The following is a 14,959-nucleotide window of genomic DNA, read 5'->3' as shown; positions in this document are numbered from 1 at the left end:
CCTTTCCATTTGGTATTTATATTTTTTTTGTTTTTTTTTGATTTTAAACAAAACCTCGACCCCCGCCCCCGCGCCCCACCCCCGCGCGGGCCCCCCCGCCCGGCCCCCCCCCCCCCGATGAGGAGGGTGAGACGGGTCGTTCGGGTAGGCCGGTCAGGTGAGCACCGCGGCCGGCGGTGTGGTCGGCCAGGTCATGCGAATCAACCCGCCGTGCTCCCCTGCGGAGACCTCCACGTCGTCGACGAGGCCGCTGATGACCGCGAGGCCCATCTCGTCCTCCTCGGCCTCCACATCGCCGTCGTCGCCCGCGGCGCCGGGTGCCCGCTCGCCGGGAGCGAAGCGCGGCGCCTCGTCGCCGACCTCGATGGAGAACTGTTTCTCCTCCTCGATCAGCGACACCTTCACCGGCGCCGTGATGCCGACGCTCTGATGCAGTCCGACGGCACGGGTGCAGGCCTCGCCGACGGCGAGCCTGACCTCGTCCAGGACGGCCTCGTCCACTCCGGCCCTGCGCGCCACCGCTGCCGCCACCAGTCGGGCGGTCCTGACGTGCTCGGGCAGCGCGCTGAAGCGGAGTTCAACGGTGGCCATGCATCCCCCTCCGAACTACGGGCGTGCTGTCCGGAGGACCGGGCCGCCGAAAGCCCGGTCCCCCTTCTCTTTCAACTTCTGCCGTACCGGGCACGCGCTGTGGCGGACCCAGGTGCGGTGATCAGTCGGTCGCCGCCACCGCTTCCTCGACCGAGGTGTGGATCGGGAACACCTTGGTGAGACCGGTGATGCGGAAGATCTTGAGAATGCGCTCCTGGTTGCAGACCAGGCGCAGGGAGCCCTCATGGGCACGCACACGCTTCAGGCCGCCGACCAGCACGCCGAGCCCGGTGGAGTCGAGGAAGTCCACGCCCTCCATGTCGACGACGAGGTGGAAACTCCCGTCGTTCACCAGCTCGACCAGCTGCTCGCGCAGCTTGGGCGCGGTATATACGTCGATTTCGCCACCGACCTCGACGACCGTACGATCGCCGACGGTACGGGTCGACAGGGACAGGTCCACGGATCCTCCAGCACCTTGCTAATCGAGCGGTCGTCCCTCGGGACACCTCGGCTTGAAGCCCCCAGGACGGTTCGCCAGCCGCGATGGCATTCAATCACTTACCGGCAGGCGTGCACGACGCCTTGGTCCCATTGTCCGTCACGCCAGTGACACACTCGGTGCCGATGGCCAAGAATCACCGATCCGATCGATCCCCGACGGGCCCCGTTTCCCGGGTGGACCCGGGCGCGGTGCTGGGCCGACTCGCCTCGGGGCCGAGTCGGGCTTCGCGCATCACTCATACGGAGCATGTGCCCCCGCGCGAGGGTCGCCATGCCGTCTGGCCGGACCGGATCCGCGCGGAGGTCATCGCCGCGGTGCAGACGGCCGGAATCGAACATCCCTGGGCTCACCAGGCACGCGCCGCCGAGCACGCCCTCGACGGCGACTCCGTGGTCGTCGCCACGGGCACGGCGTCCGGCAAGTCCCTGGCCTACCTCGTACCCGTCCTCTCGACGCTCCTGGACGGTTCCGAGGCCCCCAACGGCCGTGGCGCCACCGCCCTCTACCTCGCTCCGACCAAGGCTCTTGCGGCGGACCAGTGCCGTTCGGTGAAGGAACTTTCACATCCCCTGGGCAATTCTGTACGGCCGGCCGTGTACGACGGCGATACTCCGTTCGAGGAACGGGAGTGGGTCCGCCAGTACGCCAACTACGTCCTGACCAACCCCGACATGCTGCACCGGGGCATACTCCCGTCCCACCCCCGCTGGTCCTCCTTCCTGAAGGCGCTGAAGTACGTCGTCATCGACGAGTGCCACACCTACCGCGGTGTCTTCGGCTCCCACGTCGCCCAGGTCCTGCGCCGCCTACGCCGCCTGTGCGCCCGCTACGGCGCCTCTCCGGTCTTCCTGCTGGCCTCCGCCACCGCCGCCGAACCCGCGGTGGCCGCCCGGCGCCTGACCGGCCTCCCGGTCGTCGAGGTAGCCGACGACGCCTCCCCACGCGGCGAACTGGTCTTCGCCCTCTGGGAGCCCCCGCTCACCGAGATGCAGGGCGAGAAGGGTGCACCCGTCCGGCGTACGGCCACCGCCGAAACGGCCGACCTGCTCACCGATCTGGCGGTACAGGGCATCCGCTCGGTCGCCTTCGTACGTTCCCGGCGTGGCGCCGAGCTGATCTCGGTCATCGCCCAGGAACGCCTCGCCGAAGTAGATCGTTCTCTCGCCCGGCGTGTCGCGGCGTACCGAGGCGGCTATCTCCCCGAGGAGCGCCGCGCCCTGGAGCAGGCCCTCCACTCCGGCGAACTCCTCGGCCTCTCGGCCACCACGGCCCTGGAGCTCGGCATCGACGTCTCCGGCCTGGACGCCGTACTGATCGCCGGATACCCGGGCACGCGCGCCTCCCTGTGGCAGCAGGCGGGCCGGGCCGGCCGCTCCGGGCAGGGCGCGCTGGCCGTCCTGGTCGCCCGCGACGACCCCCTGGACACCTACCTCGTCCACCACCCCGAGGCCCTGTTCGACCGTCCGGTGGAGTCGACGGTCCTCGACCCCGACAACCCGTACGTCCTGGCCCCGCACCTGTGCGCGGCCGCCGCGGAAATCCCGCTGACGCACGAGGACTTGGCGCTGTTCGGCCCGGCAGCCGAAGGACTGCTGCCGCAGCTGGAGGCCGCGAGGCTGCTGCGCCGCCGTACGAAGGCCTGGCACTGGACACGCCGGGAACGGGCCGCCGACCTGACCGACATCCGCGGTGAGGGCGGCCGCCCGGTCCAGGTCGTCGAGTCCGGGACGGGACGGCTGCTCGGCACGGTGGACGCGGGCGCCGCGCACAGCACGGTGCACGAGGGCGCGGTCCATCTGCACCAGGGCCGCACGTATCTCGTCCGCTCCCTCGACCTGGAGGACTCGGTCGCCCTGGTCGAGGAGGCCGCCCCGCCGTATTCGACGGTCGCCCGGGACACGACCGCGATCGCCGTCCTGGAGACGGACATCGAGGTCCCGTGGGGCGACGGGCGCCTCTGCTACGGCTCCGTCGAAGTCACCAACCAGGTGGTCTCCTTCCTGCGGCGCCGGCTGATCACCGGCGAAGTACTGGGCGAGACGAAGCTCGACCTCCCTCCTCGTACGCTGCGCACCCGAGCGGTGTGGTGGACGGTCACCGAGGACCAGTTGGACGAGGCCCGGATCAACCCGGAGATCCTCGGCGGCGCCCTGCACGCCGCCGAGCACGCGTCCATCGGCCTGCTCCCCCTCTTCGCGACCTGCGACCGCTGGGACATCGGCGGAGTCTCGATCCCGCTCCACCCCGACACGCTGCTCCCCACGGTCTTCGTCTACGACGGTCACCCGGGCGGCGCGGGCTTCGCCGAGCGCGCCTTCCACACGGCCCGCTCCTGGCTCACTGCCACCCGCCAGGCCATCGCCTCCTGCGAGTGCGACGCCGGCTGCCCGTCCTGCATCCAGTCCCCCAAGTGCGGCAACGGCAACGATCCGCTGCACAAGAGGGGGGCGGTGCGGTTGCTGACGGTGCTGTTGCGGGGGGCGGCGGAGGGGGAGGGTGATCTGGCGGGGGGTGGGGGTGCTCCTGTTGGGGGTGCGGGTGCTCCGGCTGGGGATGGGGTGACACCGACTGACGGTGCGGGTGCCCCGGCTGGAGATGGGGTCACGCCGACTGGAGGTGCGGGCACCCCGGCTGAGGATGGGGTTACGCCAACTGGGGGCGGGGTTACCCCGGTCGGCAACGGCATTGCCCCAGCCGAGGGGTCGGTCAACGGGCCGGCGTCGGCAGAGCCGCACCCTCAGGGCCGAACGGCGGAGGCGACGGCGGGGGCCCTGCCGGCGGAGTCCCCGTCAGCAGAAGCTCCGTCGGCAGGGGCGCCGTCGGCAAAGCCGGGCCCGTCCGCGGAGGCCCCGTCGGCAAGGCCAGGCCCGCAGGTCCCGCCCGTGCCCTGACCTCTGCGGCGAACGGCCCCCGGCCCGACGCCGCGGTCACGTCCGAGACCTCACCCACCACCTCGCACCGCACGAGCCGCACACCCTGTGCCCGAGCCACCCGCTCCGCCCGGCCACAGGCCGCCGTACCGCCCTCCGCCCAGTGATCCGCCGCCGCAAGCGCCGCGAGATCCGCACCGCCGGCCGCATGGTGCCGGGTCACGGCCGCCTGGCCCAGGGCGAGTACGGCGCCGAAGACGACACACAGCACGGCGAGGACGCTGACGCTCCAGACGGTGGCGGAACCTCGGTCGGAGCACGGCTGGGCAGCGGGTTCCCGGGCCTTGGGGCGACCGGTGGCGGGCTTCCGGTTCGTACGCCTGTCGGTGAGGGAGCCCAAGCGCCGCTCGACGCCCGGGACGGAGGCGGGGGCGGAGGCGGGGGCGTGACCAGAGCGCAGACCGCCCCCTGCTACGCCGGAACGCCGACCGCCCGCCGCCACACCGGAACGCCGACCGCCCGCCGCCACACCGGAACGCCGACCGCCTGCCGCCACACCAGAACGTCGGCCGCCCGCCACCGCGCGACCGAGGCGCCGGTCGGCGACAGCCCCCCGGCCCGCTGCGAAGCCTCCGCTCATGTCCCCGCCCCCACGCTCTCCTCCGCCGCCGCCACGGCCTCCTCCCGTACCTCGAAGGGCAGCCCGCGCAGCAACGACGGCCTGGCCACTACGACCACGCGAACCTCGCCCCCTTCCCGGTCGACCGTGACCCTCGCATCGCGCGGTGCCGCCTCACGGGTCACCTCGATGACCGCGTCGGCCGGATCCTGTCGTGCCGCCGCGCGGGCGCCCGTCCGGGCCGCGTCCACACACTGGATCTGGACGGCCATCACGAGCAGCCCCCACACCAGCGCCATCGCGAACATCACCAGCACGGGCAGCACCACAGCCGACTCCGCCGTCACGAACCCCCGGTCCGACCCCCAGGCCGACGCCCGGTCGGACCCCCGCACGCTCTCCCCCTCACATCCGCGCATCGAGCGCCTGCTTCACGATGGCCTGCAGTTCCGCGCTGACCTCCCCGCTCGTCACGACCTTGTAGAGCACCACGGCGAACGCAACCGCCGCGACGATCCCCATCGCGTACTCGGAGGTGACCATCCCCGCATCCCTCCGCGCCCCGCGCACCCTGCACACCAGCGCACGCATCCGCGTCCGTACCACCTTGTACATCTCAACCCCCGTGCATCTCAGTCCTGTTGCTGATCGACCGCCAACCGGCTGCTAGCCAGCTGCTAGCCGGCTGCTGCCGACTTCCGAACTCCGAGCTCGAACTCCATGCCCTCTTCCTGCGGCCGTTGCCGCCCTCACGCCGTCACCCCGTCATCCACCACCCCCTCCCAGCACCCCACCCGCAAGCCCGATCACCACCGGCGCGACACCGACCGAGATGAACGCGGGCAAGAAGCACAGCCCCACCGGCGCGCTGACCATGACTGCCGCCCGTCTGGCCCGTTCCGTCGCCGCGCGCGTCCAGCCGGCGCGAGCATCCGAGGCGACCCGCGCGACCGGTCCGGCCGCCGGAAGCCCCGACACATCGGCCCGCTCCAGCAACCGCGCCAACGCCGCGGCCCCCGGCATCGAGGCCAACCGCTGCCACGCCTCACCCGGTTCGCCACCGAGCCGTACCTCTGCCGCGCCGCGCGCCAACGCGTCCCCGACAGGACCGCCCAAGGCCTCGCCCACTGCCTGCGCCGCGATCACCGGACCGGCTCCCGCCGCGATACAGGCCGCCAACAGATCGGCGGCGAGCGGAAGTTGCCGAGCCACCTCACCGACGTCGAGCCCCTCCTCGGCGCCGACGGCACCCTGTCGACGCCGCCACAGCCCCAGCCCTCCGGCGACGACCAGCCCCACCGTCACCCCGGCGACACCACCGACCAGCGCCCAGCCCGCGCCCACGACCGCCACCATGGGCAGCCCTTGCCGCACGCTCTGCCGGACATCGAACCGTCGGCGTTTCGGCGTCCCATCAGTGGCCGCCATCAACCGGGCCAGCCGCCGCCGGACCCGCCGTTCGTGCCGTGCCGCCACAGGCAGCCGCAACAGCCACCCGACGACCAGCACCACCCCCAGGGCCACCCCCAGCCTGTGGAAAACTTCCGCACTCACTCCGTCACCTCCCTCTGCCGACCCGCGCGGTTCCGCAAAGCAGGCACCCCTTCTCGCTCACAGCCCCTCCCTGTCACGCCCACGCCCAGCCCACGCCCTCACCCCCGGCCCTCACCCCGTCCCCTCACCCCGCCTCCGCTCCCCGCACGATCCGCAGCGCCCACCACATCCCCAGCCCCTCCAGCACCCCGCCGACCACCAGGCAGACAAGCCCCGCCCCGGTATGCAGCAGCACGCGCAGCGGGTCGGCCCCCATGGCGGCCCCGAGCAACAACCCCAGGACCGGCAACCCCGCGAGCATCACCACCGTCGACCGAGCACCCGCCAACTGAGCACGCAGGTCGGCGCGTTGGTCCCGCTCCGCACGCAACGCCCCTTCCAGCCGGTCGAGCCCGGCCGCGAGCCCCGCGCCCTGGTCCACCGCCACCCGCCAGCACGCCGCCAGCCCCGACAGGCCCTCCGCTCCCGGCTGCCGCGCCGCGGAGGCGAGCGCCCCCGGCACATCCCCGCCGAACCGCGCCGCCGCCAGCACCGCGGCCTGCGCCTCACCGAGCCCGCCGGAGTCCAGCGCGGCCCGCAGCAACGCCTCACCCGGCTGCCGCCCGGCCCGCACCTCACCGGCAAGCGCCCCGCACAACGCAATCACCGCGTCGCCGCGACCCTCCCGCGCCCGCCGCGCCTCGCGGGCCAGCCGTACCCTGCGCAGCAACGGCACCCCGGCCGCCCCCGCGACGACCGGCAGCACCGACGACCCGAGAACGCCCAGCACCAGCCCCACAGCCGGCGCCCACCACTCGGCCCGTAACCGCCCCCACAGCCGCCGCAACTCACCGGCCAACTGCCGCCAGTCGGGCGGCCCGGCTCCCACCGCCCCACCACCCGCGAGCAACAACTCCGCCCGCCGCGCCCCGGAATTCCGCCCGCCCAGCAACCAGACCGCCGCCCCGAGACACACCGCAGCTGCACCCAACGACATCTCACCCATTCAGCCCACCGAACCCCTCACGATCGATCACCGAACGCCGCACCCCACCGAACCCATCGCGCCCGCCCGGCCCGCCCCGATCCCCGACCCCACTCACACCACCGCGCAGCTCACCGCTCTCCCCCCGAAGCAACCCCCGCAGCCGCTCCCACCCCCGCTCGTACACGAACGCCTCCGCGCCCCACCGCAACGCCGGCACCGTCCGCACCAGGCCCGACGGATCCCTCTCCAGCACATGGATCTCGGCGATCCGCCGCCGCCCGGTCCGATCGCGCACGAGGTGGAGTACGACCGACAGCGCGGCCGCCAACTGGCTGTGCAGCGCGGCCCGGTCGAGCCCGGCCGCGGTGCCGAGCGCCTCCAGCCGGGCCGGCACGTCGGCCGCCGTATTCGCGTGGACGGTCCCGCAGCCTCCTTCGTGGCCGGTGTTCAACGCGGCCAGGAGATCCACCACTTCAGGACCGCGCACCTCGCCCACGACCAGCCGGTCCGGGCGCATGCGTAGTGCCTGCCGGACCAGGTCCTCCAGGGTGACGAGCCCGGCGCCCTCCTGGTTGGCAGGTCGGCTCTCCAGCCGTACGACATGCGGGTGGTCCGGCCTGAGCTCCGCCGAGTCCTCCGCGAGCACGATCCGCTCACCCGCCCCGACCAGCCCGAGCAGCGCGCTCAGCAACGTCGTCTTGCCACTGCCGGTCCCGCCGCTGACCAGGAAGGACAGCCGCGCGTCGACCAGCGCCCGCAGCACCCGGTCCCCGCCCGGCGGCACCGTGCCCGCCGCGACCAACTCGTCGAGCGTGAACGCCCTCGGCCGTACGACCCGCAGCGACAGACAGGCGCAGCCGACGGCGACCGGTGGCAGCACCGCGTGCAGCCGCGTCCCGTCCGGCAGCCGGGCGTCCACCCAGGGCCGCGCGTCGTCCAGTCGCCGCCCGGCCACCGCGGCGAGGCGTTGCGCCAGACGTCGTACGGCCGCCGCGTCGGGGAAGGACACGGAGGTCAGCTCCAGGCCGCCGCCCCGGTCCACCCAGACCCGGTCCGGCGCCGACACCAGCACGTCGGTCACCGAAGGATCGGCGAGCAGCCGCTCCAGCGGCCCGCTCCCGACCAGCTCGGACCGCAACTGCTCGGCCGCGCCGAGTACTTCGGAGTCGCCCAGTACCCGCCCCTGCTCCCGCAGAGCCTGCGCCACGCGCGCGGGCGTCGGCTCGGCCCCGCTCTCGGCCAGCCACTGCCGCACCCCGTCGAGCAGCCCGGCCGGAATGCCCGCCCCTGCCGCCGCCCCGTCCGAAACCCACCGCGCAGCCGACGGACCGGCCGCCCGACCAGCCTGATCTGCCGACTCCCGCCGTACAGGGGCCGTATGCGCCGTGCCGTCCGACTGCGGCCCTACAGCCACCGCCGCACCCGCCACGCCGTCCAGCTCCCGCTCCCGCTCCCGCTCCACAGCCGTCGTACTCACCGCCCGATCCGACCCCCGCCGCGCAAGCGCACCGCCACCCGAGGCACCCGAAGCACCCGAAGCCCATCGCGGCGTTGCCCTACGCGCCCTGCCACCCGCGGTCCCGGCCGCCGTCCCGCCCGACCTCCACCGCTCGGGCGCCGCCCGCATCGAACCCGCCGCGCTCCCGCTGGCCCCGTCGAGCCCCGAAGCCGTACGCATGCCGCTCATGCCGCCCTCGCTTCGAGCAACGCGTGCTCCCAGAACTCCCGGCAGAACCGTGCGAGCGGCCCCCGCCCCACCGCGCCCGGCGGCGCCTTGCTCTCGTGCGGCCGCAGCAGTCCCGACTCGACCGGCACCTCGCCCACGAGCGGCAGTTCCAGCAGGCGGGCCACCTCGCGGTCGTCAAGTCCGGGCGCGTACGGCCCGCGTACGGCCACCCGCAGGTCCCGCAGGACCATCCGGACCGCGGAGGCCACCTGCCGGGCCGCGGCGACGGCGCGCAGTTCGGCGGGGACCACGAGGATCCCGACGTCGAGCTGGGCGAGGGCCTCCGCGACGCCGCCGTCGATACGGCGGGGCAGGTCGACCACGACCGTCCCGCCCCGGCGTCGGGCCGCGGCGAGCACCGCTCGCATCGCCTGCGGCGGGACGGCGAGGCAGTCGCCGCGATCCCAGCTCAGGACCCGCAGGGCATGCAGTTTCGGCAGTGACTCCTCCAACGCTCCGCTGCCGAGCCGCCCGCGCGAGCCGGCGAACGCGGGCCAGCGCAGTCCCTCGGTCGCCTCGCCGCCGAGCAGGACGTCGAGTCCGCCGCCCAGCGGATCGGCGTCCACGAGCAGCGTGCGCAGCCCTTCACGCGCGGCGGTGACGGACAGGGCGCACGCGAGCGTGGACGCTCCGGCCCCGCCACGGCCGCCGATGACCCCGACGGTGAGGGCGGGCCGGCCGACGCCTTCGGCGACGTCGGCGATGCGGTCGACCAGCCACTGCTCTCCGTCGGGCAGCATCAGGACGTGATCGGCGCCGATCTCGACGGCCCGGCGCCAGACACCCGAGTCGTCCTGGTCCCGGCCGACGAGCACCACTCCACGCCTGCGCCCGGCTCCACGCACGCGGCGTGCCGCGTCGTCGCCGACCAGGACGAGCGGCGCGGCCTCCCAACTGCCTCTGGGCTCGGGTACCCCGTGGTGGACCTCGGGCGTGGCGCCGGCCGCCGCGCACAGGCGCAGCAGGTCATCGAGCAGTTCGGCGTCTTCCGTGACGATCAACGGCTTGCCCGGCCGCCCGGAGGCGGTGGGCGGTGGATCGTGTGTGACGGCTGCGGCCACTGTTTCCATCCCCCTTCGCTGCATCACTCGCGCAGCCCTGCGGCCCGCGAATCCCAAACATGTGAAGAACCGGCAAGCGGCCTCCATATGAACGGCCGATACGAACCGGCCAAACACGCCCGACTAACCAGAACCGGCCATGAAGTCGGCCCGTGCCGGACGCGCTGGAATCACGGTGCAGCGATCCCGGAAATCGTGTGGATCTTGGTCGATAACTGTGGACAACTCGGTGCTTGTGAATATCGCCGTCACCCATACCGGTGACCCCCGCACCGACCCCTGTGCGACTCCCGCAGAGCAGCACGACGACTACACACAGTCACGAATCATGGGCATGCCCATCGGACGGCCGCAGCCGCCCGGCTTCGGCCCTGCGGCCGTGCTGGAAAGAGGAAAACCACCCCGGACATGCGACGACCCCCGCCGGGGGGGAGAGCGGGGGTCGTCTCCACGGCCGACTCGGGGGGGGAGGAGTCGGACCGGGTTAGCACGGTCGCGAACGATCCGTGACTTCCATGGTGTACCCGAGAGCCCTCTCAGGCAAACCCACGCGCCCACCTTACGCCGAATGGGCTGCCCCTATGCTCAGGCTCGTGGAAAACCACTCCTTGCCCCGCACAGCGGCCTTCTTTGACCTGGACAAGACGGTCATTGCGAAGTCGAGCACGCTCACGTTCAGCAAGTCGTTCTACCAAGGTGGCCTGATCAACCGCAGGGCCGCCTTGCGGACCGCATATGCCCAGTTCGTCTTCCGCGTCGGCGGTATGGACCATGACCAGATGGAGCGCACACGCGAGTACCTCTCCGCGCTTGTCCGTGGCTGGAACGTCCAGCAGGTCAAGGAGATCGTCGCCGAGACACTGCACGACCTGATCGACCCGATCATCTATGACGAGGCCGCGTCCCTCATCGAGGAGCACCACACGGCAGGGCGCGACGTCGTCATCGTGTCCACGTCGGGCGCCGAGGTGGTCGAGCCCATCGGTGAGTTGCTCGGCGCCGACCGTGTGGTGGCCACGCGCATGGTCGTGGGCGACGACGGCTGCTTCACCGGCGAGGTGGAGTACTACGCCTACGGCCCGACGAAGGCCGAGGCGGTCAAGGAACTGGCCGCGTCCGAGGGCTACGACCTCTCCCGTTGCTACGCCTACAGCGACTCGGCAACCGACCTGCCGATGCTTCAGTCGGTCGGCCTACCGCACGCCGTGAACCCCGACCGGGCGCTGCGTCGTGAGGCACTCGCGCGCGGGTGGCCGATTCTCGACTTCCACCGCCCGGTCCGGCTCAAGCAGCGGCTCCCCTCGTTCTCCGTACCGCCGCGCCCCGCCCTCCTGGCGGCCGCCGCCATAGGAGCCGCTGCGGCCACCGCGGGCCTCGTCTGGTACGCGAGCCGGCGCCGTACGGCACTCGCCTGACCTGCGGTTCCCGGATTTCGCCCGTCTTGTTCGACAGACCGGCGCCCGTTTGCCACCTTTTTGAGAGTAAAAGTAAAGAACTGCAGCCAGGGCTTCCGCTTGGTTGTGTCCTGGAGTACAAAGGACTCAACGGCCCGCGAGACCAAGGACATCCGAGAGGATCACCTTTAATACGCATTTGGCCCCACGGACCGAGCATGAACATTGGGCACCCACGCGACGTCGACCCGTCGATTACGGGCCAGCCGCACCAGGTGACGGGCAAAGTTCCCGACCTGATGGGCAACATATCGAGGACGCTTGGTAACCCGGTGAACATGCCAGCGGGGGGGGGGGGGGCGGCGCGCGCCCCGCCCGGTGTTGTCAACACCCGCGTGACTGCGCCAACCCCCCCCGGGGCGCGCGGGGCCCCCACCCCAACCCGCCGCCCCCCCGGGCCCCTGCGTGGATGGTGAGGCCCGGCCGGGTTACTTCAGCTTCGCTGCCTGGGCGTCGATGACGGCGGCCGGGACGTCGTACGGCTTGTCCGTCATCATCAGGCCGAGGTTCATCGTGTAGTACGTGGCGATCGTGCTGCCGTGGCGCACCACCTCGGCGTGCGCGGTGCCCACGTCGCCGTCCTCCATGTCGCTCACCACGGTGAACGCGACCGACTCGTCACCGGCGCCGGAGGCCTTCTCCTCGGTGATCTTGGTGAGCTTCTGGTCCGTGCCCTGCATGGTGAGGGGGAAGCCGCCGGAGCAGCTCTTCACCGCGTCCGCCACGGACTTGAAGGTGTCCGTGGCGCCGTCGCCGTCGTAGGAGGAGAGGCCTACGACGGTCATGTTCAGGCTCAGCGCGTCCGTGAACGAGTCCTCGAACTCGCCCTCGGTCAGGTCCTCCAGGGACTTGGAGGCGGAGTCGGTGGGCTTCTTCTTGTCCTCCGTGGCCATGACGGCCGTGTGCGACGCCGAGTCGCCCGGCGCCTGGCCGCCCATGGCGTAGGCGAGCGGCCGGCACTTCTCTTCGCTGCTCGTGACCTGTTCCTTGGACTTCGGCAGCTGCTTGCCGGAGGCGTCCACCTTGTAGCCGGCGGCATCGCCCTGGGCGATGATCGCCTTCTTCAACTCCGCGGAGCTGAGCGCCTTCGCGTCAGAACCGCCGGAGTCGCCTCCGCAACCCGTGACAAGGGCGAGCGACAGTACGCTCACGGCAACCGTGGCGGCTGCGCGCACGCCCGATGATCTCTTCATGCGCGGACTATGAAGCCCAGGTGAAGGGAGCGTCAAGTGATTTCAAAAACCGAGGCGTTCCCGGCGAACCGAATAGGCGACGAAGCCCGCGCCCAGCGCGAGGAAGGCGGTTCCGCCCACGATGTACGGGGTCGTGTCGAAGGCCCCGGTGTCGGCGAGCCGGGTGTCGTCCCCGGCGAGGCCGTCGGCCGCCGTACTGTCCGTACCCGTACTGCCCGTGCCGTCCGTGCTCTCGGAGGCGGCCCGTGCCTGCATCGTGGAGGTCGTCGGGGGGTCCGTTCTCGCCGGCTCTTCGCCCGTCGCGTTCGCGGAGGGAACGAACCACAGGGCGCCCAGCAGGGCCCCCGCGGCGGTGGCGGTCAGCAGCGATCGGCGTGCGGTGGACGACGATCGGTGAGCGGCGGACACGGAATATCGATCCCCTTGTGGCGCTGGCGAATTGGCCGTGTGGGGCGATGTTAGTGAAAGTCGCGGGTCACGGGAAAGTCACGGGCGAGATGAGCCGTACTCTCCGGGCATGAGTACTCCAGAAACATCACGGTTTGTCCGCCTTCGCGTGGAGGTCGTTCTCGAAGTGGACGACGAGGACGCCCTCACCAAGGCCGCGCTGCGGCGCATCGCCGACGACAGCACCATGCCGCCCGACGAACGGGTCCATGCCGAGGGCAGTGTGACGGAAGACACCGCGGAGGCCGTCGCCTATCTGGTCGATCCGTTCGACCTGGTCAGCGAGGTACCGGGGATCGAACTGGTCCAGGCCTCCTGGTCCAGCGAGCGGATCGAGCGCGACCCGGATTCGCGGGAGTGGGGCCTTGACGACGATGATGTCGACGAGGACTTCGACGACGAAGCGGTGAACAGGGTCGGCTGAGGCGTCTTGGGGAATTCGTGACCCCGGGCGGCAACCGCCGCCCGGGGTTTCGTCGTCTCAAGGTGCGCACTGACCGACACCCGCATCATGCGTCACGGCAAAGGGCCAACGGCAATTCGTCGTGACGGACGTGGTGTGCCCCACACATACCAGGTATGTGGAACGGGACGAACCGGTCGTAGCGTTGAAGGTTCTTGACGGGGACTCTCGGGGTTTTTGGGATTCGGGAACAATGGAGAAGCGTGTGATGACGAACAGTAAGCGGCGCAGGGGCCTCTCGGTCGCGTCCGCACTGCTCGGTGGTGTCCTGGTGCTCTCTGCCTGCTCCGGCGGTGACGACGCCTCCGGCAGCGGCGACGGCGACACCTCGCAGGCCAAGGTCGACGAGGCGGCGGCCAAGAAGACCTCCGAGGCCCAGATCAAGATCACGCCGGAGGACGGCACGGACAACGCCTCCATCAACAACTCCGCCGCCGTCACCGTGAGCAAGGGCACGCTCACCGAGGTGTCGATGACGACCGCCGAGGGTGCGGCCGTCAAGGGCGAGATATCCGCCGACAAGACCAGCTGGAAGCCCAGCGCCCAGCTGGAGCGCTCCACGACCTACAAGGTCGCGGTGACCGCGAAGGACTCCAAGGGCCTGGAGGCCCACGAGAACGGCTCCTTCACCACGGTCTCCCCGAGCAACAGCTTCCTCGGCTACTTCACGCCGGAGGACGGCTCCACCGTCGGTGTCGGTATGCCCGTGTCGATCAACTTCGACAAGGCGATCAGCAACAAGGCGGCCGTCCAGAAGGGCGTCAGCGTCTCCACCACCAGCGGCCAGGAAGTCGTCTGCCACTGGTTCAACGACACCCGCATGGACTGCCGGCCGGACGAGTACTGGAAGGGTGGCTCGACCGTCACCCTGAAGATGTCCCTGGACGGTGTCGAGGGCTCCAAGGGCGTCTACGGCGTCCAGGAGAAGACCGTCACCTTCAAGATCGGCCGTAACCAGGTCTCCTACGTCGACGCGAAGACCAAGCAGATGAAGGTCACGCAGGACGGCAAGACCATCAAGACCATCCCGATCTCCGCCGGGTCTCCGGAGAACAAGACCTACGAAGGCATCATGGTGATGTCCGAGAAGTTCAAGGAGACGCGCATGAACGGCGCGACCGTGGGCTTCACGGACGACGACGGCAAGGGCGAGTACGACATCAAGGACGTGCCGCACGCCATCCGCCTGTCCAACTCCGGCACCTTCATCCACGGCAACTACTGGGGTGCCAAGTCCATCTTCGGCAGCGTGAACACCAGCCACGGCTGTGTGGGCCTGTCCGACACCAAGGGCGCCAACGACAAGGGCAGCGCCGGCTACTGGTTCTACAACAACTCGATCGTCGGTGACGTCGTGATCGTCCAGAACACCGGCGACAAGACCATCGCGCCGGACAACGGCCTCAACGGCTGGAACATGGACTGGGCGCAGTGGAAGGCCGGTTCGGCCGTCTGACCGACCTCGTACAGCAGATCGCCGATGCCGCCCTCAGGGGCGGCATCGGTGTT

At 71.0% G+C, this 14,959-nt stretch carries 14 protein-coding genes and 1 pseudogene; 4 read left to right on the top strand and 11 right to left on the bottom strand.

Annotation, left to right across the window (positions count from 1 at the left end; translation table 11 throughout):
• Positions 1-153 precede the first annotated feature (153 nt).
• Positions 154-591, bottom strand: coding sequence for an ATP-binding protein (locus ACFWYS_RS13985; protein ID WP_384767121.1), 438 nt, complete (start codon positions 589-591; stop codon positions 154-156).
• 121 nt (positions 592-712) lie between these two features.
• Positions 713-1,054: an anti-sigma factor antagonist BldG gene (gene bldG, locus ACFWYS_RS13980; protein WP_003975386.1), complete on the bottom strand. Its 342-nt coding sequence runs from the start codon at positions 1,052-1,054 to the stop codon at positions 713-715.
• 164 nt (positions 1,055-1,218) lie between these two features.
• On the opposite strand from bldG, the gene ACFWYS_RS13975 reads away from it, so the two are divergent.
• Positions 1,219-3,987, top strand: coding sequence for a DEAD/DEAH box helicase (locus tag ACFWYS_RS13975; protein ID WP_384767118.1), 2,769 nt, complete (start codon positions 1,219-1,221; stop codon positions 3,985-3,987).
• Here ACFWYS_RS13975 and ACFWYS_RS13970 read toward each other — a convergent pair.
• From ACFWYS_RS13970 to ssd, 7 genes and pseudogenes are all read right to left on the bottom strand, one after another.
• Positions 3,929-4,366: pseudogene (locus ACFWYS_RS13970) on the bottom strand (Rv3654c family TadE-like protein); the annotation flags it as partial. The gene ACFWYS_RS13975 and the pseudogene ACFWYS_RS13970 sit on opposite strands and share 59 nt — an antisense overlap.
• Before the next feature lie 236 nt (positions 4,367-4,602).
• Positions 4,603-5,004 carry a TadE family type IV pilus minor pilin gene (locus tag ACFWYS_RS13965; protein ID WP_384767115.1) on the bottom strand — a complete coding sequence of 134 codons (402 nt, stop codon included), beginning with the start codon at positions 5,002-5,004 and terminating at the stop codon, positions 4,603-4,605.
• Entirely contained in the window at positions 4,991-5,200 is a 210-nt protein-coding gene (locus ACFWYS_RS13960) for a DUF4244 domain-containing protein (RefSeq protein WP_384767112.1), read from the bottom strand. The genes ACFWYS_RS13965 and ACFWYS_RS13960 overlap by 14 nt, the downstream gene beginning before the upstream one ends.
• Positions 5,201-5,350: 150 nt before the next feature.
• Positions 5,351-6,139 carry a type II secretion system F family protein gene (locus ACFWYS_RS13955; RefSeq protein ID WP_384767109.1) on the bottom strand — a complete coding sequence of 263 codons (789 nt, stop codon included), beginning with the start codon at positions 6,137-6,139 and terminating at the stop codon, positions 5,351-5,353.
• Positions 6,140-6,263: 124 nt separating this feature from the next.
• On the bottom strand, positions 6,264-7,124 hold the full coding sequence (locus tag ACFWYS_RS13950; RefSeq protein ID WP_384767106.1) for a type II secretion system F family protein: 861 nt from the start codon (positions 7,122-7,124) through the stop codon (positions 6,264-6,266).
• Positions 7,117-8,385: a TadA family conjugal transfer-associated ATPase gene (locus tag ACFWYS_RS13945; protein ID WP_384767413.1), complete on the bottom strand. Its 1,269-nt coding sequence runs from the start codon at positions 8,383-8,385 to the stop codon at positions 7,117-7,119. The genes ACFWYS_RS13950 and ACFWYS_RS13945 overlap by 8 nt, the downstream gene beginning before the upstream one ends.
• Before the next feature lie 404 nt (positions 8,386-8,789).
• Positions 8,790-9,902 (bottom strand): septum site-determining protein Ssd, encoded by a 1,113-nt coding sequence (gene ssd, locus ACFWYS_RS13940; RefSeq protein ID WP_384767103.1) that lies wholly within the window; start codon positions 9,900-9,902, stop codon positions 8,790-8,792.
• Positions 9,903-10,474: 572 nt separating this feature from the next.
• Between ssd and ACFWYS_RS13935 the strand changes: the two genes are divergently transcribed.
• Positions 10,475-11,308, top strand: coding sequence for an HAD family hydrolase (locus ACFWYS_RS13935; protein WP_384767100.1), 834 nt, complete (start codon positions 10,475-10,477; stop codon positions 11,306-11,308).
• A 467-nt stretch (positions 11,309-11,775) separates the two neighbouring features.
• Here the strand turns inward: ACFWYS_RS13935 and ACFWYS_RS13930 are convergent, their stop codons facing one another.
• Both ACFWYS_RS13930 and ACFWYS_RS13925 read right to left on the bottom strand, forming a co-directional pair.
• Positions 11,776-12,540, bottom strand: coding sequence for a hypothetical protein (locus ACFWYS_RS13930; RefSeq protein WP_384767098.1), 765 nt, complete (start codon positions 12,538-12,540; stop codon positions 11,776-11,778).
• Between the two features lie 42 nt (positions 12,541-12,582).
• Entirely contained in the window at positions 12,583-12,948 is a 366-nt protein-coding gene (locus ACFWYS_RS13925) for a hypothetical protein (RefSeq protein ID WP_384767095.1), read from the bottom strand.
• A 109-nt stretch (positions 12,949-13,057) separates the two neighbouring features.
• Here ACFWYS_RS13925 and ACFWYS_RS13920 point away from each other — a divergent pair, with 109 nt between their 5' ends.
• Both ACFWYS_RS13920 and ACFWYS_RS13915 read left to right on the top strand, forming a co-directional pair.
• Positions 13,058-13,411: a hypothetical protein gene (locus ACFWYS_RS13920; protein ID WP_384767092.1), complete on the top strand. Its 354-nt coding sequence runs from the start codon at positions 13,058-13,060 to the stop codon at positions 13,409-13,411.
• A 247-nt stretch (positions 13,412-13,658) separates the two neighbouring features.
• The gene (locus ACFWYS_RS13915; RefSeq protein WP_384767091.1) at positions 13,659-14,906 is read left to right on the top strand and encodes an Ig-like domain-containing protein; all 1,248 of its coding nucleotides are present in this window, start codon (positions 13,659-13,661) and stop codon (positions 14,904-14,906) included.
• Positions 14,907-14,959 lie beyond the last annotated feature (53 nt).

The sequence above is a fragment of the Streptomyces sp. NPDC059010 genome (genome assembly GCF_042740355.1).
Classification (GTDB): domain Bacteria; phylum Actinomycetota; class Actinomycetes; order Streptomycetales; family Streptomycetaceae; genus Streptomyces.
Note: the sequence above shows the minus strand (reverse complement) of the source record. Positions and strands in the feature narration are given on the sequence as shown.

Coding starts and splice junctions, on each gene's coding strand:
- ACFWYS_RS13985 (WP_384767121.1), bottom strand. CDS start 591: ATGGCCACCGTTGAACTCCGCTTCAGCGCGCTGCCCGAGCACGTCAGG.
- ACFWYS_RS13975 (WP_384767118.1), top strand. CDS start 1,219: ATGGCCAAGAATCACCGATCCGATCGATCCCCGACGGGCCCCGTTTCC.
- ACFWYS_RS13965 (WP_384767115.1), bottom strand. CDS start 5,004: ATGCGCGGATGTGAGGGGGAGAGCGTGCGGGGGTCCGACCGGGCGTCG.
- ACFWYS_RS13960 (WP_384767112.1), bottom strand. CDS start 5,200: ATGTACAAGGTGGTACGGACGCGGATGCGTGCGCTGGTGTGCAGGGTG.
- ACFWYS_RS13950 (WP_384767106.1), bottom strand. CDS start 7,124: ATGGGTGAGATGTCGTTGGGTGCAGCTGCGGTGTGTCTCGGGGCGGCG.
- ssd (WP_384767103.1), bottom strand. CDS start 9,902: ATGGAAACAGTGGCCGCAGCCGTCACACACGATCCACCGCCCACCGCC.
- ACFWYS_RS13935 (WP_384767100.1), top strand. CDS start 10,475: ATGCTCAGGCTCGTGGAAAACCACTCCTTGCCCCGCACAGCGGCCTTC.
- ACFWYS_RS13930 (WP_384767098.1), bottom strand. CDS start 12,540: ATGAAGAGATCATCGGGCGTGCGCGCAGCCGCCACGGTTGCCGTGAGC.
- ACFWYS_RS13920 (WP_384767092.1), top strand. CDS start 13,058: ATGAGTACTCCAGAAACATCACGGTTTGTCCGCCTTCGCGTGGAGGTC.
- ACFWYS_RS13915 (WP_384767091.1), top strand. CDS start 13,659: ATGACGAACAGTAAGCGGCGCAGGGGCCTCTCGGTCGCGTCCGCACTG.